The following is a 19,961-nucleotide window of genomic DNA, read 5'->3' as shown; positions in this document are numbered from 1 at the left end:
TATACGCAGTGAATATAGTTATAAACATACCTGAACTGGATTAAATATGACTATCAATGAATGCTGTCAATTGAGATTTAGAAAGCGCCCCTACCTTGGTCGCTTCGATATTGCCATTTTTGAATAACATTAACGTTGGGATGCCTCTAATTCCATATTTCGGAGGAGTAATCTGATTTTCATCAATATTGAGCTTGGCAACCTTGAGGCGATCTCCATATTCATTTGCAATTTCATCCAGTAGCGGAGCTATCATTTTGCAGGGACCGCACCATTCCGCCCAATAATCTACCAGTACTGGGGTCTGGGATTGCAAGACTTCAGTCTCAAAATTGGCATCAGTTACGTAATGAATATGCTGACTCATATGATCATAATCCTTGTTCAAGTTATTCAATTTTCAGGAATTGCGAACCCCAACAATAAAAAACGTTATTGGAATGGTGTATGGGGTATTGGGAATAAAATTTAATAGAAAGGTTCAATACAGCTAATGGCTGGTAATGCTATAGAAAAAATTATTAAAAGGGAAGTGCTGTTTCGGTAAAACCGATTCAATATATATACATTTGGCAAAATTTAGACACATTCCCTTCCATAGCCAAATTTCATGAATGCGACTATTCTTTCAAGGGAGCAAAAGCGACCACATGATCAGCTTCGACCTTGATTCCTATCTTTTCACCGATCAAATGATTGTGATGACTAGGCACGAGCGCCAGCACTTGGGCGCCGCTGGCCAAGCATAGCGTATACAAGATCTCTGCGCCGCGGAACGCTTTATGGAGGATGGTAGCGAATAAAGGGCTGGCATCGTCATGCACGATATCATCCGGACGCAGCAACACATCGACTATGCACCCCTGATCGCATTGATCGCAGCCCTTGTGACACTGCCGTGGAATCCTGCCATTCAAAATACCCAACTCAATCTCAACCTGCTGGGAATTGATGACCTTGCCTGGAAGAAACACGCCCTGACCAATGAAATCAGCAACAAAACGGTTCGCTGGACAATGATAAAGATTGAACGCCGTATCCCACTGTTGAATTTTTCCTTCATGCATAACACCGATAACATCCGCAATGGCAAATGCTTCGGTTTGATCATGCGTTACCAAAATGGACGTGATTCCTTGATCTTTGAGAATTCCTCGAACTTCCATGCTCAATTGTTCACGCAAACTGACATCCAAATTGGAAAACGGCTCATCCAATAACAGCAGCTCCGGTCTGGGCGCCAATGCACGCGCCAATGCAACTCGCTGCTGCTGTCCGCCGGATAATTCATGCGGATATTTGTGGCCGGAATCTGCCAAATGAACCACCTGCAGCAACTCCTCGACCCGCTTTTCCCGCTCCGATCGGTTTAATCGATGCAGGCCAAACCCGATATTGGCAGTAACATTGAGATGCGGAAACAGCGCATAGTCCTGGAATACCATTCCGACGCGCCTTTTCTCGGCAGGCACACAAAAATCTGTGCTGCTCACACAAATTCCATTGATGAGTATTTCGCCATCCGAAATCGGTTCAAAACCTGCAATGCATCGTAATGCCGTGGTTTTACCACATCCACTCAGGCCCAGTAGGCACCCAATACCTCCCTTTTCCAGCAGCAACGATAAATCATGCACAACGACTTGTTCGCCATAGGCATGGCGAATATTCTTCAGTTGCAATAAGGGAATCGTCATCAATCTATTGTTCAGTTTGCCGCATCAACAAATATATCGGGATGAGTCCAGCCAATACCAGCGTGCCAGCGGGTACCGCCGCGTGTTCCCATTGCCCTTCCGAAGTCAGTTCATAAATTCGCACCGCTAGCGTATCCCATCCGAATGGCCGCGTCATCAAGGTAATGGGCATTTCTTTCATGACATCGACAAATATCAGAATTGCAGCCGTATAAATTCCCGGCTTCAAGATCGGAATGTGTATTTTCCTGATCATCGCCCAGCCATGCAAACCGAGACTCATCGCCGCTTCATCAATACTGTGTGTGATGCGTTGCATGGCGCTGTCGATCGGATAATGGCTCACCGCCATAAAGCGTATCAGATACGCCATCAACATGATGACCAGGGTACCTTGGATAAGATGGCCGGATTCTAGGTTGAATCCGTGCAAAAGGAAATCACTGAGTTGACCATCCAACCAAGTCATAGGAACATAAACACCAATCGCCAGCACTGTGCCCGGCAGCGCATAACCAATGGTAGCAATGCGCACTGCATACCGCGTAGAGAAATGCGGATAACGACGCGCTGCGTACACGATTGCAATCACAACCGCAGAAATCAACAATGCCGCCAAACCGGACAATGATATGGAGTGCCATAAAAATTCCAAATACCGTGCCAGATCAAATTCTCTTGCCATTAATGATCGCATTGCCCAAAAAATCAACTGCGCCACCGGCAATACAAATGCCAGAAATAACACGCTCAGAGCAAAACCAGTAACCATCCAGCCGTGCCGGCTCCTCAATTGAATTCGCTGCGCCCGTTCCGACCGCTTGGTTTCAGCATAGCGCATCCGCATCCTGAACTGCTGCTCAAGCACAATCACGACAAAAACTATAATGATGAGCAATGACGCAAGCTGAGAAGCTGCGGTCAATGAAAACATGCTGAACCATGCTTTATAAATCGCTGTGGTGAAGGTATTGTAGTTGAATACCGCAACAGTGCCGAAATCTGCCAAGGTTTCCATGAGCACCAGCATCATCCCCCCCGCAATCCAAGGACGTGCCAGCGGCAACGCTACTTTGAAGAATCCTTGGGTGCGATTGAAGCCGAGAGATTGCGCAACTTCCAGAGAGCGCTTACCTTGACTTAAAAAGGCATTGCGGGTCAATAAATAAACATAGGGATAAAAAGCCAGCGTCATGACGATGACTACGCCAACCGTATTGCGGATGTCGGGAAACCATGCAAGATCGGAATGGAGCCAAGCGCGCAAACTGGTTTGAAGCGGGCCGGTAAAATCAAACACCCCCAGCACTACAAATGCCATCACATAGGCTGGCATCGCCATCGGCAACAACAATGCCCACGAAAAAAAACGCCGTCCCGGGAATTCATACACTGCAGTAAACCATGCCAAACTGACGCCCAGCAGCAGCGTACCGGTAACTACACCCGTCGCCAGCCAGAAAGTATTGATCAACAGAAGCGACAGCGTGGTTTCAATCAAATGTTGCCAGACTTCACCGACTGGCGCAAACAGTGACGACATGATCACACCCACCGGCGCTAATACCAATGCAGCAGCCAAAAATGGAACGATGCGCCAGAGGCTCATTAAACGATCAGGAAAAACGCGACGAAAAACTTCTCTTGCATGGAGCGATGCTGATGATTATCTCCTCACACTTTTAAAGATTGAAATGCTGACGAATATTGGCTTGATCAGCGATAGCCGGCACGATCCATCAGTTTTACCGCCGCTGTCTGCAATTCACCGGCTTTTGCTAAATTCATCGGATTCTGCTTGAAATCGCCCCACGAAGCGACAAACGCATCGACTTTGATATTGGGATTTGCGGGATATTCCATGTTGACATCCGCAAACAGGTTTTGCGCTTTGTCGGATGATAAAAATTCCAGTAACTGAATAGCCGCCTGGGGATGTTTGCCATAGCGCGTGATCCCTGCACCGGAAATATTCACATGCACGCCGCCTTGGCTCTGATTAGGCCAGAACACTGCCAGGGGCAACTTCGGATCCTTCTGCATCAATCGGCCATAATAATACGTATTCACTATGGTCACATCGCATTTGCCAGCAGCCACGAATTCTAACGCACGAGTATCATCCGACAGTGGATCGGTGGCAAGATTGGCTACCCAGCCTTTGACGATTTTCTCGGTCTCCGCCTCGCCATGCTCAGCGATCATCATCGCCACCAGCGATTGATTGTAGACTTTTTTTGAAGTCCGCAGGCAAAGCCGCTTGTTCCACTTCGGATCGGCCAGATCCTCATAAGTGGAAAGCTCTCCAGGCTTCACTTTGTTGGTGTTGTAAATGATCGTGCGCGCCCGGATCGACAGACCAAACCATTCATTCTGCGGATCCTGCAAATGGGCTGGAATATTTTTCTCGAGCACATCGGATTGAACGGGCTTCAATAATCCCGCCCGGGCAGCCGCCCATAAATTGCCGGCATCGGCAGTAATCAGCATATCTGCCGGGGTGTTCTTTCCTTCGGCTTCGAGACGAGCCAGCAAGGCACCTTCGTTATCCGTCGTATATTTGACTTTGATGCCCGTTTCTTTAGTAAAGGCGTCAAACATCGGTTTAATCAGCTGCTCGATGCGAGCGGAATACACCACGACTTCCTGAGCACGCGCTGACTGACCGGCCAATAAGAAAATAGCAAAAATAGCACATGCGCCCGACGCGAAAAAATTGTTCATATTAAGTTTAAACATTGCATGGTTCCAAGGAAAATAGTACTGAGGGGGATAATTTTATGAGCCCTACTATAGTATGGATAAGAACAATTATCAATTGAATATCTATGCGATCGAATCCCGATCAATGCTTGTGTTCAAGCCGGAATTCAATCACTCAAAATTCTTTGCGACCAACCACTGGCAAGCGAAGAGCCAGTGGATTCCAATCAAATCCCAGCGACAATCCCAGGAAATTAAGCTCAAAACCTTCCACTTCACTGAACAACAGGCCCATCATTCCCAATACAGAGATTTGAAAACCGCTGCCGCTCGGCGCTTGCGAAACCACACGAGAACCCAAGTAGTCCTTGCCAATTGCGGTAGGTGGCAAATCCAATCGCAATTCCGGCACAGCCCGAGAAACCCAGGCCGTGAAGGTATTCGAATTGGGTCCCGGCCAGAGCGTGTAATTCCTGGGGTAGGGATAAGTTTGGGCTGCCCGGTCGATTTTTTCGATCAGCGCATCAACTCCTTGACCACGCTTGTCCAGCAATAATTCCGGTATATTGCCATACCAACGCCGATCCGGAACATTTTCATAAACCACAAGTACCGGCCTTTTTCTGCGCTGCAGCCAGCCGATCACTTCATAAATGACATATGAGTTCGCATTTGTCGGTTTTACCGCAATCCAGGTATGTATACCGAAATAGCCCCGCCAACTATACGCCCGGGCGCCATACACCTGAATCACCGCCTCAGGCGTGACAGCCGGATCAGGCGCCAACCCCACGGGTTCCCGGCTCGCATTCCACCAATCCTGAGCCCGTGCCTCATGAATGCCAGCGCTCCAGATCAATGGGAATATCAAAAGAGAAAACAGTGTTATGAATAAAGGATGATTCACGGATCAGCGATACGAATAATCGACTCCACGCAGACGGATGCCGAGTGATATAGAAATGGTTCAGGCATGACAAATATTCGGTTCAACTGTCGAGTCAAGAGTGCATCGGTGGAGTATATTTCACTTCATTGATCCTTCGAAGGGTCTGAGCGCTTTACTAATCGATCGGAAAGACTCCACAGAAACCGTCCTGCGCTCAACACTTGGCGTCGCAACAATACCCAATCCTCGCGGCGTTTCTTGGCGTCAAGACACCGCATCAAACGGACTCTCAATGCTTGATCCTGGCGGTTCAGTATCGCTGCCCATAACGCATCTTCGACATTATAAAGGCTGTTCTCTTGCAAGCACACCGGAATGACGTGTTCAACCGGAACGGCAAGATCGGCAGCAATTGCCCGAACCGCAGCACTGATATTGGCTGCTTTGACATTCGTCGTATCGGTCAAATCATAGGGTGGCTGCCATTCATTGATGGGGCGCAATTGGTCGATAAAACTGGCTACCACCAGCAAAGGCGGCGGACGAAAATTGATCCGTTCAGCCTGAAAAGCGCGCAACGCATCCAGACACTCGCGTTCAAACTGGCGATCGGGGCGGTTCGCCGGACTCACCCATAGAATGAAATCAGCCTGCGCAGCCGCCTTCAGCATATCCGCCTGATTAAACAAAGGACTATCACATCCTGGGCTGTCAAAGATCAAGGCTTGATCCAATCCTTCCCGGGAGAGCACAAGCGGCGTAAATACCCGGGTTGTATCCGGCAGCACATCGGTAATGGCTGTGAGACGACCAAACATCGCATTGATCAGGCTGGATTTACCCGAATTTGTCCGGCCCAGGATCAGAATGCGCAGTGGTTCCACTATTGCCGTGACAGCACCCTGGGCATGCTCGACATCTGCCCGGGAATCGGCAGTTGACGATATCATCGAATTGTCGTCACCTAACGGCAAACGGCCGCTGTACAGATCGATCGCATAATAGCCGACCTTGAACACATAAGCACGCAAGAACCAGCGATGCAGTTCGTTCCGGGCTTGATCGAAACTGCGCTCGCGCAGATGCCGCCAGACTTCCCCCATCAATGCATTGACCGGATTGATGATGACATTGCCGGCGCGGTAGATAGTAAAAAGCCGATCGGCGTTCTCCTTCCAGCGCTGAATCCGGAACAGATCACCAAGGGTCAGGCGATTGCTGAACGGTATTTTTTCGGCAACGTCCTGACGCAAATCGCGGCTGGCGCGTTCGATGATCAGCAACGTATGCGGCAGGGTCAATTCCAGCAATGGTTTCTCGACCGCCGGATGATAACTGTGCGCAACGGTTTCCAGCGTTTTCTGGCCTAGTTCCAGCATCCAGGCGCCTTCATCCAAGGGCCAGTCCGTCGGATCGCATGCATCGGCCAGCGCTTCGACTTGCTGCCAGACAGCATCTGCGCTCGGCGGCCAGTCGGGATTGGGCTCGGCCGCGTCATTCGCCAGCAATTTCCGTTCCTTCCGCAGCAACCATTGCTGCAACCCATAGCCTATTCCGCCGCACACCACCAGAACCAGCAACCAATATTGCAGGTTACCGCTCTGCCACAACCAGAGCACGCCAAAGCCGAGCAGTGCCAGCACGGGCAATACCATCAGAATGAAAACCAGCACGCGCAGTGGATCGATGCGGGATAACGGCGATTTCATTCGGTGCGGCCCTGTAATCGATCCTTCAGCATGGCAGCACCCCGCTCCAGTTCCTTGGCGTAAATGCCGCGCAAAGTATCGGGATCGACCTGCAGGCCGTTCTTGCGCCGGATAAAAAAATAAATTGCGGTTTTTCCCAGAGCGTACGTCGTTGCCCCGCTCGAGCTGGCACCCCACACAGCGCCCATGGTCTGCCCCCACACCGGAATAATTTTCACGATCGCGCGACTCAGTAGCCGGGTCAAATAACTCGAAGCAATCCCGACGCCGATCAAGCCGAGAAAATCGGTAATCGTGGTCTTATCCCACTGTTGTCCATACAATATTGCCAAGCTATGCAACAACTTGGCCTGCACTGCCGACACCGCAACCAGATCCACCGCCGGTAGTGCCCCCAGCCCTGCCGCCGTCAGCGCATAACCGACAATATGCTGGTGCGCGGTGCGGGCATACAAGTCGTGAATTTCCTTGTCGCCGCTCAACTGCTGCTGCAAACCCAGCGACGTCAACGATTCAATCGCTTCCCACAAAGCTTCGAGACCATAGTCCGGCGGATCGAAACCATCTTCCGGCAGGGTCAAATCGACAGCGACCCATCGCACTGGCGCAAAACCCGACAATGATTGCAAAGCATCGCGCTGCGCTTGAATGGCGCGTCTCAGGTCAATCGGAATCGAGTCCGGCAGCGGTTCATGTCCATACGGCCATGGATGAACATGACCGTCGCGATGCGGATAAAGCTCGTGCAGACCGGTTTGCACGATCAGCAACGGCCACTCCGGATGACGTTGGCGTATGGCCTGCAACGGTTCAAACACAGCGGATTGATTGATATCGGCGACTTTCATCACGGCAATCAGCAGATGCGCTTGCGATTCACAATACTGCATGTCGTCCGCAGGATCATACGACACTTCACCCAGGCCGCGGGTATCGAGGAAGCGGATCACAGGCGCTTCCATCGGGAAATCATAGAAGCGCGAATGGCGCGTGCACGGCTGAAAACCATTGCCGATTTCAGTGGCAGGGCTGCCGGTCAGCGCACGTATGATGGAGGTCTTGCCGGCCTGTGTCTTGCCCAGCAACCATACCACCGGGACTGGAAGTCGTGAACGCGCTTCATGCAACGAAGTTTCCAGCGCTTGCTTATCAACCGCAGGTTCCAACAATGCCGTGCGCAGTTGCTGCCAATACTCCGTCCAGTTTTTCAGATCTCGTAATTTCATTGCTTCATCTTATCATCAGAGAGTCATCGGTTTGAATCGGCATATTGGAAGTTATACGACTCGCAATTGAAGAATTAAGGACAAAAAGCAGCTCATACTGACTTTTGTTTCAGAAAGCGTACTGCTACGATGCTCATCGTTCTGATTACTCAGAATAATTCATTCACTGACAGATACCTTTCAGGCATTTAACTCTCATCCATTCGAAAGGACAGTTATGAAGCGCACAAAAAAAATCCAATGTTCTCGAGATTGACGGCAACGCTCGCATTTTTAGCCGCCGCACCCCATCATGCCAATACGGGCATGGAGCCTTGCGTTGGAGAAATTAGTTACGTCGCATTTAATTATGCGCCCAATGGCTGGTTGCAGTGCGACGGGCAAATATTACCCATCAACCAGTACAACGCGCTCTTTTCCCTACTCGACACTACCTACGGTGGGGATGGCGCCACCAACTTCAAGTTGCCTGACATGCGCGGCAGAGCTCCATTACATCAGGGACGGAATCTGGATGGTTCGGCGTACTCGCTTGGGCAAATGGGTGGAACCGAAAATACCACATTAACCATCAATCAATTGCCTGCACATACCCACCCAGTCACCGCAATCTCAACATCGACTTCCGCAGTTGCCCTTGGCGCCACAGCGACCTCGACACTGAAGGCCGTGAACAGCGATGCCGATCAGAAGACTGCCGGTGGTAATGCATTGGCCAATGCCAAAGGATTGAACTCAGCCTATTCCTCTGCTGCGCCGAATGTCAGCATGAATGCGGCGTCGATCGAAACCACGCTGAACGGTCTCGGCATCGTGACAAACACGAATACGACAGTCGATATTGGTCCAACTGGCAATTCCCAGTCCTTTCCGAACATGCAGCCTTACACCGTCGTGAATTGCATCATCGCCTGGCAAGGCGTATTCCCGCAGCGGCCTTAATCTCGATCGTCAGCGGTCTGGTCGAAAAAATGACCCAAGCACTTTGGACGATACTCGGTATCGTAGCCCTTATGTCCAGCGCTGTTGCGGGCAACCCGGCATCAACCGGCCATGACAGCGCCATCCGCACCGCGCAAGCCATGTTGACATCGGGAGATTATGCGCAGGCTTTCGATCTTTATCACGCCGCTGCTGTGAACGGCCATCACCCGCTGGCGCAATTCACGCTGGCGCAGTTTTATCAACATGGTTGGGGACGCGGCCGTTGACCGTATCGTGGCCTGCAACTGGTTTGAACAAGCCGCGTAAAACGGCATTCCTATAGCGCAACATATGATCGGCCTGTGTTACGTCCTGCAACCGCACAGGAACTCAATGATCACCTATCGCGATTGAACACTGATGCCATCAATCGCGAATGGCTGGCGGTCGAAGTCGCGCAAAGCCCCGAAGCCGCAACCCATCTAGTCGGCAGCGTCATGGTGCAGCCTGATTGGATATAGCAGTTTCTAGAATGAACGCATTGCATTGACGAATATGACATGAGGAAACGGTATGGTTTTGCATTTCCGCGGGGAGGCTGTACTGATTAGTGCTCACGTTCTGTATGAATATTGAAATTCCCCAGTGGCCGACAAGCAGGAGCGGACGCTGCATCAAACAGAAGCTCTGGCCAATACAATCACAAGAGTAATGATTATAGGGAATAAAAGTTTACGAGTCTGACCATAGTTGTGAATATTGATTTTCATCACCAGTAAAAATGGAATAGCTAATAAGAAAGCATGCTGAATAGCCTGCAATACGATTGAAGATGCAGGCAACTCTTCCATCAGTACATAGGCGATAAACCCGGAAAACAGCAGAATCAATAATTCAAAATCAGCCGCGAAAATAACTTGACTGTACTTAGTAAAAAACAACTTCAGAGCCACCCATGACAACGCTATCGCTGACAGTACATTGACATATTCCCCCAACCAAGAGGGGTGGATCAATGAAGAGAGTTTGTAAACGAATAACAGCGAGAATATGCATAAAAACAAAATTCCATGCACTATGCTCAGATCTCCAGCGCGCCGAATACGGAAAGTAAGAAACACCAGCAACGCTATCATCGCATACAGCAGTAATACTCTGTCACTGCTTAATGTCAAAACAGGTGCGAACAACGCCGGTAACAGCAAAGCCAGCAAGATAATGGCACCAATCGGTTGAGCAGTGACCTTGAATCCATAAGCTATACTCTTCAAAGCATCCAATTGCCTGATAGAATCCAGCTTGTTGGTTTTCAGATGGTTATAATGCATGCCAGCACTTTGCGCCAACCAGATGCTTGAAAAAATGAATAAACCGACACCCATCAGGCTCGCAAAAATTACCCAATCCGGTTCATTCCGAACTGAAATAGCCAATAATCCAAAGCAGAACATCATCATATAAATCAATGCTACTGCCTCAGGATGGGGCAAACCGAGATCAATTAAACAATGATGCAAATGAGTTCGATCAGAATGGAATGGATTATGTCCATTATAGATACGCCGCCCCATCACGATGAGCGTATCCAGCAATGGCAAGGCAACCACCATGGCCAGCGCAGATAAAGGTTGATGTGAGCTATGGCCCAAACTAACGAACATGACTGCCAGCACATAACCCAGCATCATGCTGCCATTGTCACCCATAAAGGATCGGGTGGGATAGCTGTTGAATCTTAAAAAACCAAAAATTGCTCCCAGTAACGATACTGCAATGACCAATAACCATGTCTGTCCGGAATTCCAGGCGAAATATCCTAGAAATATCAGAGCTATGGCTGATATCCCTCCCGCCAAGCTATCAAGACCATCGGCCAAGTTGAGCGCATTGATCATTCCTACTGAAAAAAATACCGTAACAAAAAAAGATATTCCGTTGAGATATATTTCCCCCAACCCAAAAATATCTCCAACTTCCTCAATTCTCATCCCACTCAAATAAACAAATACCAGTGCAGCCAGAACTTGCCCTAAGAGCTTTCGAGTAGGTGAAATTTGTTTGATGTCATCAATTACGCCCGTGATTACAATCACGACCAATCCGGATAGAAACGCAATGACGGGAACATCGAACGGGAGAAAAATTAAACAAACCAGTATAAGACTGATTGAAATCGCAAGACCCCCCAAGCGGGGTTTGGGGACCTTATGCATACTTCGGTGCTTGGGAATATCCATTGCACCGACTTTCATTGCCACTTTGATTGCAACAGGTATGAGCAATGCAGACAAAAAAAGTGTCATCCAGAAAATTAATCCGAGTAATTCAATAGAGATTTCATTCATAGATAATTGCGGCTAATTAAGAACTCTGCAAAATGAGAACAACTTGTGTTGAAAATCCAATTGTTATTTCCAGCCAGCCTTGCTTAAATTTATATCTGCCATTGCATACATTGCGATAAAAGTAGCATTTCTGATGCCATTACCGTAGCGGCAAAAATCATGTTTCATTCATTGCCGCAATTGTCTCGTTAACACCATGATTATTGAATGATTATTCTATTACCGGATATCTCAAAAACGTCTTCTTGATACTTCGTTATTCGATTTGATATTTCCAATGGAAGACATAAAAAAATCATTTTCTTTCTAAGAAGACGTTTACTGATAAGTAAATTTTATTCTGATCATGATAAGAAGTATTTATAAGTGAGATGCAGAAAAACCGCTTGAAACTTAATGACACTGTATTCAGTAAGAAGACATTTCAACACACTGAGCAGTATCCCAGTTTACAAGTTTGTCTGCAGTGGCAATATCGATGAATTTATTCTGCGCCAGCCATTGATCTAATTTCTTATAAGCACCCTTGAGGCCCACATAAGATTTAAATTTTCGCGAAAGTGGCAAATCCAGCACCGGTTGTTCGGAGTCAAAATCGCGTGGATGAAAATAGGTCATCACATAATCGGCGCGTTCTGTCAAATTTTGAATGACTGAATATGGCATGAGCCTGAAATATCCCCCCCCAGAGAAGACGAATGATTTGCCTAGAAATTTTCCCAGATTGATCGGGAATTCCTTGATCTTTCCGGCTGAGCAATTCAATAATGAAGGTTCTGCTCGCCCGAAATCATCATAACCTCCGTGCCCTCGTTCAGTCGGGAAAATGGAGCTGTCTCTTTCTATACCACATTCAAGAAGAGCTTCGACTGCCCACGCATTTCCTCTGGTGAGTGAAAATCCCGGGGCACGATAGGTTTTAATTTTTTTACCGGTGATATCTTCAAGGGTATAAATTGAGCGTTTCAAATCATCCAGAAACTGCTGGGGAGTTTGCTGATACACCAATTGATGCATGTGAGAATGTGAGGCTACTTCAAATCCCAGTTCATCGATCCGTCGGATAATTTCCGGATAACGTTGAGCTACCCATCCCAAACAAAAAAAAGTTGCCGGATGCTGGTGCCGTAGTGTTAATTCCAGCAAACGTTCTACATTGGCATGAATTCGAGGTTTGAAATTACTCCATTGCACTTCGGTCGCCGTTGAATCAATATCAAGTAAATGAAACCAATCCTCGATGTCGTAAGTAAGAATATTCATAAGTCAATGATCAAACATCCAATAAGGGTAAAGTCACACAAGTTTAAAAAATCATCAAATCAATGAAGCCTTATAGTTATATCTCAATTTATCCAGAAACAATCTCCCTTATATAGGGAATAAATTACGCTTAATCGACAAAAAATTGCTTCAGTACTTTGATCAGATACTCATGATCTTGCACCCCTGCGCTTTCGCGAATGCTGTGCATCGCCCACATCGGACAACCGATATCAACGCTGCGCACCCCCAGCTTTGCCGAGGCTATGGGGCCTATGGTACTGCCACAAGGTAAATCACTTCTGTGGGTATACCGTTGATAGGGCACTTCTGCATCCTCGCACCAGCGAATGAAATAAGCACTTGAAACGCTTTCCGAGCTATAGCGGCGACTCGCGTTCGACTTGATGACCGGCCCTTTGTTGACGAAAACCCGATGGTCAGCGTCATACGCTGAAGGAAAATTAGGATGATAGGCATGCGCCATATCAGCGCTGATCAAGAAGCTCTGAGCCAGTGCCCGCGCTGTATCTTCACGATCCAACGATAGTGCGATACTGATGCGCTGCAATACATCGGCCAGAAAACTGCCAGCAGCGCCGATATGGCTCTCGCTGCCAATTTCTTCATGATCGAAAAAAGCACACACCAACGTGCTTTCCGCGTGCTGCAGAACATTCTCATCGAGCAAGGCCTGCAATCCCGCATGACAGGAAGCCAAATTGTCAATCTGACTGTCAGCATAGAATTCCTCGTTAGCTCCCCAAAACACGCCTTTCTGCGTGTCATAGACCGCAAGATCCCAGGACACCAGTTGACCGATATCCACCGCTGCCGCTTTTTCAAGCAACGCCGTTAAATAAGATTGCGGCAATTGGCCTTCTGTGAATCGTGCCAATAACAGTGGTAATTCGTTTTGCTTGTGTAATTTCAGGCCATCTTCATTGACGCCCCGATTCATGTGAATCGCCAGATTAGGCAGACGCAGCAAGGGTTGATCGAAACGCACAAGCTTCTGCCTGACTTGCTTTTCATCTGAGAAGCTAATTCGGCCCGCCAGACTCAAATCGCGATCGGTAAAGGTTGCTAAAATGGGCCCCCCATAAATCTCGACGCCAAGTCGAGCGAAGCCATCACTTAGTGTTGCAGTATTTGGCCGAATCCGAAAGCCTGGAGAATCGGTATGCGCACCGATGATCTTGAAGCCTGACTCAGCAGGTGATTTATTGCCGAGCACGAACAGCACTATCGATGAATCGTCACGAACGACATAATACCGTCCATTTTCTTGCAATTGCCATTTTGCGGATTCATCGATCCGGATGAACTGAGCGGCCTGGACTGCCGATTCAATCGACGACACCGCGTGCCAGGGACTGGGACTTCCATCAATGAAATCGAGCAGATGCTGCACATGCTGTTGAGCTGTCATGGATCACCTATTCGATTCAGCGGTTTTTTTTGAATATCGCTACCAACCTCGCGTGAAATATACGTAAACTCGAGCGGCTAGTCAAATGTCCCGATGCGTTGCTCAACATCTTCTTTATAAAAGCTTTGGGAAAGCTGTCAGGCAATCCGGATTCAGACAAAACAAATCGATTTACAAATAGTTAGTGAGCATTTCAAGTCAATCTTCAACATCGCCTGATCATGCAAAGAAGTGCTTCAGTGTATACCCAACTGTATTCAAAAAACAACACAGCAAATCCAGAAATGACCGGTATTTCTGGCTTTTAGGTACATACAGCACCACAGTGTGTTGATGGTAGAATCCGCTACTTTTCGAAGAAACCCGTTATCGCAAGGATTCTCGTCGTGACGAACCATCACTCCACATCGATCGTAATTTTTCTCCAGTTGCTAAGTTGCCTGTATTTACTGAGCATCCCTTCCCTGTCTCTGGCTCTGATGCTGGAGCCTGGGGATATCAAACGGCGATTGTCCAGTGCTACTTCGCTCGCCCTCAAGAAATCCGCCGTTGAAGATCTACAGCGACTGTATGCCGCGCGACAGTATCAAGCGATCTGGTTGACGGCAACAGCAGAATTACCATCTCTCGACATAGCGTTAGATTTCATTGCAACCGCCGACACTGAAGGACTGGACAGCCAGGATTATCAACTGCAACAGTTACGCCACCTTCGGCAGGGATTACAGCAATCGGCGGAGGTTGCCGCTGAGCTGGAATTACGCACCTCGAACGCCATCTTGACGCTGGCGAAAGATTTATCGCGAGGACGCCTTTCGGCAACGGCTGCCGATCCCGACTGGCACATTTCTCAGCCCACGTTTGATGCGGTGGCATTCCTGCTTGAAGCCCTGAAATCAAATAAATTACTGAAATCATTGCAGGGCTTATCACCGCAAAATCCGAGTTATCAGCGATTGAAGCAGACATTGGCGCGATATCGGCAGCACATCATCGATCATCCAACCTGGATTCATATCCCCACAACTCCATCCATTCGGCCATCCACAGCAGATGACATCATTCCGCTGATCCGTCAACGCATCGCGCAGGCTTATACCATCGATAGCATTGCAGAATTCCAGCTTACTTCGGACGTAAGTCGGCAGTATGATGACGAATTGGTTGCTGCAATTAAAGCGTTCCAGACGCAGCATGGCTTGAATGCCGATGGCATCATTGGGAAAAATACCATTCGTGCCCTGAATATTCCGCTGGCGTGGAAAATTCGTCAACTGCGCATCGCCATGGAACGCCTGCGCTGGCTCCCAAGAAATCTGGGAAAGCGCTATCTCATGGTGAATACCAGCGGATTCAGACTTACAGCAGTGGAGCAGAATGAGCATGCGCTCAGTATGCGCATCATCGTCGGTCGGGATTACCGCTCAACACCCAGCTTCAATGGCGCTCTTTCGCACATGATCCTGAATCCCCATTGGAATGTGCCCACCAGCATCGCCACCAAGGATCTGTTGCCGAAACAGCAGAAAGATCCTTCCTTTTTTGCCTCGGGTAATTACAAAATCTTTTCCAATCACAGCCGCAACGAAACCATCGATCCCAGCACGATCAACTGGCACGCGCTCAAAAAAGGATTTCCTTACGTGCTGCGTCAAGAACCCGGCGCGCACAATGCACTCGGCAGAATCAAATTCATGTTTCCCAATTCATTCGATATCTATCTGCACGACACACCATCCAAATCACTGTTCCAGAAAGATATTCGAACATTCAGCTCGGGTTGCATCCGCTTGGAAAAACCGCTCGAACTCGCCTCTTTCGCACTGGGAGAGCAATCTCTGTCGGAAGACTTTCTTAAACATTTCGACAGCGGCGCAACGAAAACCATGCATTTACGTAAGCCATTACCCATTTACTTGGTGTATATTACGGCCTGGGTCGACGAGCACGAGAAAGTACATTTTTCACCGGATATTTATGGCCGAGATTTACGGGCCTTACAGTATGCCGGTTGGTAATCGCAACCTGCTCACAAAATTTTCAGGAGAAAATCGACGATGCTGATACACAAGTTGATGAATTCAACGCACCCTTCCAACACAGAGCCGGCGCATAGCCGACGACGATTCTTAAAAACCGGACTAAGCGCTTGTACCCTATTGACGCTCCCCCTCGCAGTATCCGCCCACGCCGCCATCCCCAAACGTCCCTTCGAAAAGAAACTCAGCTTCCTCAACTTGCATACCGGTGAACGAATCCGGCAAGTTTATTGGGCGAATGGCCGCTACATCTCCGGTGCATTGCGGGAAATCAACAACGTGCTGCGCGATCACCGCACTGGCGATCGATGTGCAATCGATACCGATTTATTTGACATCCTGTACATCATGCAGAGCAAACTGGGCAGCAAGCACGAATTTCACGTCATTTCTGCCTACCGCTCCCCTGCCACCAACGCTCAATTAGCCGCTCAAAGCGGCGGCGTAGCCAAAAACAGCCTGCATACTCACGGAAAAGCCATCGACATCCGCTTGCCGGGACGTAGACTATCCGACCTGCGTTCTGTAGCCATGTCATTGCAAGCAGGCGGAGTGGGCTATTATCCGGCTTCGAATTTCGTTCATCTGGACACCGGAAACTTCCGCTTCTGGGGCGGTTAATCGGACGGGACGGCGTTTTCTCTGCCTAACAGCTGCCGACAAAGGTGGTTCGAACTGGATCGCCTACATCTGCCGGAAGTTCTGATCAAATCCAATGGCACCACACACCGCGCAGTGCTGCGGGTCACGGAAATTCCACCGAACTACCGCTTCGAACTGGCTCCCATTGTGGATCGAGTTTGCGCATGCGTTCATTGATACAGACCCTGACATCGAAATTGCACGCAAGGCTCTCCAGACTGACTGCTGACTGAGTTGTGGTTGCGGCACCTGTCAACCGGGGTTTGCTCAACTTACCCCATACTGTTCGCGATACCGCTGCACTGCATGCAGATGCTGCACATGCTCCGGATGACTATGCAAATACTCGACCAGGTCATTCAAGTTGATGATCGAAGTGACAGTCATGCCGTGAACCTGCTGCACTTCCTGTACGGCCGATAGCTGACCACTGCCCCGCTCCATGCGATCGACTGCGATCACGACCCCACCCGGCGTTGCACCTGCAGATCTGATCAAATCGACCGATTCTCGCACTGAAGTGCCGGCAGAAATGACGTCATCGACGATCAGCACCCGCCCCTGCATCAGTGCCCCCACCAGCACGCCGCCTTCGCCATGATCCTTCGCTTCCTTGCGGTTGAAACTGAAAGGAAAGTTCTGTTCCATCTCTGCCAACGCAATCGCGATCGCGCTGACCAACGGAATACCCTTATACGCAGGGCCAAATAGCATATCGAATTGAAGCCCTGCAGCAATGATGGCTTTGGCGTAAAATTGACCGAGTCTACGCAATGAATCGCCATCATTGAACAGACCCGCGTTGAAGAAATACGGCGACATGCGCCCCGCTTTGGTTTTGAATTCGCCAAAGCACAATACCTGGCGCTCGATGGCGAATTGAATGAAAGCTTGTCGAAAATCGGACACCACTGTGATCTATCCTAAAAAATATGCAAATTATAACGCTTAACCTGAATGGCATTCGCGCCGCCGCTAAAAAAGGCTTTTTTGCGTGGCTGGCAGCGCAATCGGCCGACATTGTCTGTGTACAGGAATTAAAAGCCCAACTGTGCGACTTTTCCGCCGATATGCTGAAGCCCGATCACTTCCAGGGATATTTCCACTGCGCGGTGCAAAAAGGCTACAGCGGCGTCGGCCTGTACTCGCGCAAAGAGCCCGACAAGATCATCGAAGGCATCGGCATTCCGGAAATCGATGCTGAAGGCCGCTTCATTCAAGCGGATTTCGGCAACCTGAGCATTATTTCCCTTTACTTGCCCTCCGGATCCAGCGGCGAGCACCGTCAAATCGCCAAGTTCTTTTTCATGGAAAAATTCTATCCCATTCTGAAAAACCTGATAGCCAGCGGCCGGGAAATCATTTTATGCGGAGATTGGAATATCGCACACAAGGAAATCGATCTGAAAAACTGGCGTTCCAACCAGAAGAATTCTGGCTTCCTGCCGGAAGAACGCGCCTGGCTTTCAGCGGTGTTCGATGATATCGGTTTTATCGATGTATTCCGGCAATTGAATTCCGAGCCCGATCAATACACGTGGTGGTCGAATCGTGGCCAGGCCTGGGCAAAAAATGTCGGCTGGCGGATCGATTATCAACTGGCCACGCCGATCATTGCAAATTCAGCACTTAGCGCCTCGATTTATAAAGCCGAACGTTTCTCCGATCATGCGCCATTGCTGATCAATTACGATTATCCGTTATGACATCCCCCCGCTTGCTCAGTTGGATTCACGCGATGCGCATCTACACCCATCCGCGCGTCCTGGGCATGTTATCGCTCGGATTTTCTGCCGGATTGCCATTGCTGCTGATTTTGGGAACGCTGTCGTTCTGGTTGCGTGAAGCAGGAATCGACCGCACGACCATCGGTCATCTCAGTTGGATTGGCTTGGCTTACAGTATCAAATGGCTCTGGTCGCCGTTGGTCGACCGGTTGCCGCTACCGCTTCTGACAGATTGGTTGGGACGTCGCCGCGCCTGGCTTTTTTTATCGCAGATGATCATCGCCGCCGCACTGGTCGGGATGGCATTAACGGATCCGGTTTTGGATCTGGCGCAATTGGTATTTTTCGCGCTTGCAGTGGCTTTTGCTTCCGCCACGCAGGACATCGCGCTGGATGCTTACCGCATCGAGGCGGTCGCAGTAGAATTGCAAGGTGCGATGGCCGCCACGTATCAAGCTGGTTACCGTATCGCGATGATCCTCGCCTCCGCCGGGGTGTTGTGGATAGCTGCTGCCATTGATGCCTCGGCCGCCACTTATGAACATCTGCCGTGGCGTTTCGCCTATCTTGTGATGGCTGGTAGCATGGCTGTGGGCATCATCACGACGCTAATCATCCGCGAACCGGATGTCCCCTACCGCCACTTAATCGCCGACAATGAATCGATCGCGCAACAAGCAATTGCGACGTGGGACCTTCATCCGCGCATCAAAAACTTGTTGATCTGGCTATATGGCGCGCTGATCGCGCCTTTCCGGGATTTCATTTTGCGCCATGGCAGACATGCACTGCTGATTCTGGGGCTGATTGCGCTCTATCGCATCTCCGATGTCGTCATGGGCGTGATGAGCAATCCTTTTTATGTCGACATGGGTTACAGCAAGGACGAAGTCGCCACCATCTCAAAAGTCTATGGCGTCATCATGACGATTGCCGGTGCCGCCCTCGGCGGCGTATTGACGCTGAAAATCGGCATCATGCGCACATTATTTCTCGGCGCGGTATTATCGGCGACGACCAATTTGCTATTCGTGTGGCTGGCGGGCCGCGGTCATGATGTCAGTGGACTGATATTCACCATTTCCGCCGACAACCTGTCGGCTGGCATTGCCTCGAGCGCATTCATCGCTTATCTGTCCGGCTTGACCAATTCCGCGTATTCCGCCACCCAGTATGCGTTATTCAGCTCGGTTATGCTGCTGCTGCCCAAATTCATCGCCGGCTTCAGCGGTCAATTCGTCGATGCGTATGGCTACGAAAATTTTTTCATTACCACGGCGTTGCTGGGATTGCCGGTGCTGGTATTGGTGCGGCTGGCCGGTCAAGCAAGTTTTGACAGATCACCCGATGAGAAACGATGATCGC

The 19,961-nt window shown here is 49.4% G+C and carries 19 protein-coding genes; 7 read left to right on the top strand and 12 right to left on the bottom strand.

Going from position 1 to position 19,961, the window contains the following annotated elements; genetic code table 11:
- Positions 1-40: 40 nt before the first annotated feature.
- The 7 genes from trxA to ABF87_RS05170 form a co-directional block, all read right to left on the bottom strand.
- Positions 41-367, bottom strand: a complete 327-nt coding sequence (gene trxA / locus ABF87_RS05200) for a thioredoxin TrxA (RefSeq protein ID WP_160828068.1) — start codon at positions 365-367, stop codon at positions 41-43.
- A 253-nt stretch (positions 368-620) separates the two neighbouring features.
- Positions 621-1,697, bottom strand: a complete 1,077-nt coding sequence (locus ABF87_RS05195) for an ABC transporter ATP-binding protein (RefSeq protein WP_164503159.1) — start codon at positions 1,695-1,697, stop codon at positions 621-623.
- A 4-nt stretch (positions 1,698-1,701) separates the two neighbouring features.
- Positions 1,702-3,306 carry an iron ABC transporter permease gene (locus ABF87_RS05190; RefSeq protein ID WP_160828067.1) on the bottom strand — a complete coding sequence of 535 codons (1,605 nt, stop codon included), beginning with the start codon at positions 3,304-3,306 and terminating at the stop codon, positions 1,702-1,704.
- 107 nt (positions 3,307-3,413) lie between these two features.
- A complete protein-coding gene (locus tag ABF87_RS05185) occupies positions 3,414-4,436 on the bottom strand; it encodes a Fe(3+) ABC transporter substrate-binding protein (protein ID WP_240143528.1) in 1,023 nt (340 codons plus the stop codon).
- A 139-nt stretch (positions 4,437-4,575) separates the two neighbouring features.
- Complete coding sequence (locus ABF87_RS05180; protein ID WP_205012661.1) at positions 4,576-5,259, bottom strand: DUF3750 domain-containing protein; 684 nt, start codon at positions 5,257-5,259, stop codon at positions 4,576-4,578.
- Positions 5,260-5,432: 173 nt separating this feature from the next.
- The gene (locus ABF87_RS05175; RefSeq protein ID WP_160828066.1) at positions 5,433-6,998 is read right to left on the bottom strand and encodes a GTPase; all 1,566 of its coding nucleotides are present in this window, start codon (positions 6,996-6,998) and stop codon (positions 5,433-5,435) included.
- Complete coding sequence (locus ABF87_RS05170) at positions 6,995-8,224, bottom strand: GTPase (protein WP_160828065.1); 1,230 nt, start codon at positions 8,222-8,224, stop codon at positions 6,995-6,997. Before ABF87_RS05170 ends, ABF87_RS05175 begins: the two co-directional genes overlap by 4 nt.
- Before the next feature lie 252 nt (positions 8,225-8,476).
- Between ABF87_RS05170 and ABF87_RS05165 the strand changes: the two genes are divergently transcribed.
- The 3 genes from ABF87_RS05165 to ABF87_RS05155 all read left to right on the top strand — a co-directional run bounded on the left by ABF87_RS05165 (position 8,477) and on the right by ABF87_RS05155 (position 9,669).
- Positions 8,477-9,166, top strand: coding sequence for a tail fiber protein (locus ABF87_RS05165; protein WP_240143527.1), 690 nt, complete (start codon positions 8,477-8,479; stop codon positions 9,164-9,166).
- 29 nt (positions 9,167-9,195) lie between these two features.
- Positions 9,196-9,435, top strand: a complete 240-nt coding sequence (locus ABF87_RS05160) for a hypothetical protein (RefSeq protein ID WP_160828064.1) — start codon at positions 9,196-9,198, stop codon at positions 9,433-9,435.
- 75 nt (positions 9,436-9,510) lie between these two features.
- Positions 9,511-9,669 carry a DUF4214 domain-containing protein gene (locus ABF87_RS05155; RefSeq protein WP_160828063.1) on the top strand — a complete coding sequence of 53 codons (159 nt, stop codon included), beginning with the start codon at positions 9,511-9,513 and terminating at the stop codon, positions 9,667-9,669.
- A 153-nt stretch (positions 9,670-9,822) separates the two neighbouring features.
- Here ABF87_RS05155 and ABF87_RS05150 read toward each other — a convergent pair whose 3' ends face one another.
- The 3 genes from ABF87_RS05150 to ABF87_RS05140 form a co-directional block, all read right to left on the bottom strand.
- A complete protein-coding gene (locus tag ABF87_RS05150; protein ID WP_160828062.1) occupies positions 9,823-11,493 on the bottom strand; it encodes an MraY family glycosyltransferase in 1,671 nt (556 codons plus the stop codon).
- Between the two features lie 408 nt (positions 11,494-11,901).
- Complete coding sequence (locus ABF87_RS05145; protein WP_160828061.1) at positions 11,902-12,756, bottom strand: polysaccharide deacetylase family protein; 855 nt, start codon at positions 12,754-12,756, stop codon at positions 11,902-11,904.
- 130 nt (positions 12,757-12,886) lie between these two features.
- Positions 12,887-14,188, bottom strand: coding sequence for a M18 family aminopeptidase (locus ABF87_RS05140; protein ID WP_160828060.1), 1,302 nt, complete (start codon positions 14,186-14,188; stop codon positions 12,887-12,889).
- A 386-nt stretch (positions 14,189-14,574) separates the two neighbouring features.
- Here ABF87_RS05140 and ABF87_RS05135 point away from each other — a divergent pair, with 386 nt between their 5' ends.
- Both ABF87_RS05135 and ABF87_RS05130 read left to right on the top strand, forming a co-directional pair.
- Positions 14,575-16,206 carry a L,D-transpeptidase family protein gene (locus ABF87_RS05135; RefSeq protein ID WP_345789880.1) on the top strand — a complete coding sequence of 544 codons (1,632 nt, stop codon included), beginning with the start codon at positions 14,575-14,577 and terminating at the stop codon, positions 16,204-16,206.
- 39 nt (positions 16,207-16,245) lie between these two features.
- Positions 16,246-16,848, top strand: coding sequence for a DUF882 domain-containing protein (locus tag ABF87_RS05130; RefSeq protein ID WP_240143526.1), 603 nt, complete (start codon positions 16,246-16,248; stop codon positions 16,846-16,848).
- A 124-nt stretch (positions 16,849-16,972) separates the two neighbouring features.
- On the opposite strand, the gene ABF87_RS05125 is transcribed toward ABF87_RS05130, so the two are convergent.
- Together ABF87_RS05125 and pyrE are read right to left on the bottom strand one after the other, a co-directional pair.
- The gene (locus ABF87_RS05125; protein WP_160828059.1) at positions 16,973-17,140 is read right to left on the bottom strand and encodes a hypothetical protein; all 168 of its coding nucleotides are present in this window, start codon (positions 17,138-17,140) and stop codon (positions 16,973-16,975) included.
- Positions 17,137-17,778, bottom strand: coding sequence for an orotate phosphoribosyltransferase (gene pyrE / locus ABF87_RS05120; protein ID WP_160828058.1), 642 nt, complete (start codon positions 17,776-17,778; stop codon positions 17,137-17,139). Before pyrE ends, ABF87_RS05125 begins: the two co-directional genes overlap by 4 nt.
- A gap of 23 nt (positions 17,779-17,801) precedes the next feature.
- Between pyrE and ABF87_RS05115 the strand changes: the two genes are divergently transcribed.
- Positions 17,802-18,575: an exodeoxyribonuclease III gene (locus ABF87_RS05115; RefSeq protein ID WP_160828057.1), complete on the top strand. Its 774-nt coding sequence runs from the start codon at positions 17,802-17,804 to the stop codon at positions 18,573-18,575.
- Complete coding sequence (locus tag ABF87_RS05110) at positions 18,572-19,957, top strand: MFS transporter (RefSeq protein ID WP_160828056.1); 1,386 nt, start codon at positions 18,572-18,574, stop codon at positions 19,955-19,957. Before ABF87_RS05115 ends, ABF87_RS05110 begins: the two co-directional genes overlap by 4 nt.
- Positions 19,958-19,961: the final 4 nt, after the last annotated feature.

This window comes from Nitrosomonas sp. JL21 (assembly GCF_009833095.1).
Taxonomy (GTDB): domain Bacteria; phylum Pseudomonadota; class Gammaproteobacteria; order Burkholderiales; family Nitrosomonadaceae; genus Nitrosomonas.
Note: the sequence above shows the minus strand (reverse complement) of the source record. Positions and strands in the feature narration are given on the sequence as shown.

Coding starts and splice junctions, on each gene's coding strand:
- ABF87_RS05140 (WP_160828060.1), bottom strand. CDS start 14,188: ATGACAGCTCAACAGCATGTGCAGCATCTGCTCGATTTCATTGATGGA.
- ABF87_RS05130 (WP_240143526.1), top strand. CDS start 16,246: ATGCTGATACACAAGTTGATGAATTCAACGCACCCTTCCAACACAGAG.
- ABF87_RS05170 (WP_160828065.1), bottom strand. CDS start 8,224: ATGAAATTACGAGATCTGAAAAACTGGACGGAGTATTGGCAGCAACTG.
- ABF87_RS05190 (WP_160828067.1), bottom strand. CDS start 3,306: ATGAGCCTCTGGCGCATCGTTCCATTTTTGGCTGCTGCATTGGTATTA.
- ABF87_RS05115 (WP_160828057.1), top strand. CDS start 17,802: ATGCAAATTATAACGCTTAACCTGAATGGCATTCGCGCCGCCGCTAAA.
- ABF87_RS05145 (WP_160828061.1), bottom strand. CDS start 12,756: ATGAATATTCTTACTTACGACATCGAGGATTGGTTTCATTTACTTGAT.
- ABF87_RS05175 (WP_160828066.1), bottom strand. CDS start 6,998: ATGAAATCGCCGTTATCCCGCATCGATCCACTGCGCGTGCTGGTTTTC.
- ABF87_RS05110 (WP_160828056.1), top strand. CDS start 18,572: ATGACATCCCCCCGCTTGCTCAGTTGGATTCACGCGATGCGCATCTAC.
- ABF87_RS05185 (WP_240143528.1), bottom strand. CDS start 4,436: ATGTTTAAACTTAATATGAACAATTTTTTCGCGTCGGGCGCATGTGCT.
- ABF87_RS05160 (WP_160828064.1), top strand. CDS start 9,196: ATGACCCAAGCACTTTGGACGATACTCGGTATCGTAGCCCTTATGTCC.
- trxA (WP_160828068.1), bottom strand. CDS start 367: ATGAGTCAGCATATTCATTACGTAACTGATGCCAATTTTGAGACTGAA.
- ABF87_RS05195 (WP_164503159.1), bottom strand. CDS start 1,697: ATGACGATTCCCTTATTGCAACTGAAGAATATTCGCCATGCCTATGGC.
- ABF87_RS05150 (WP_160828062.1), bottom strand. CDS start 11,493: ATGAATGAAATCTCTATTGAATTACTCGGATTAATTTTCTGGATGACA.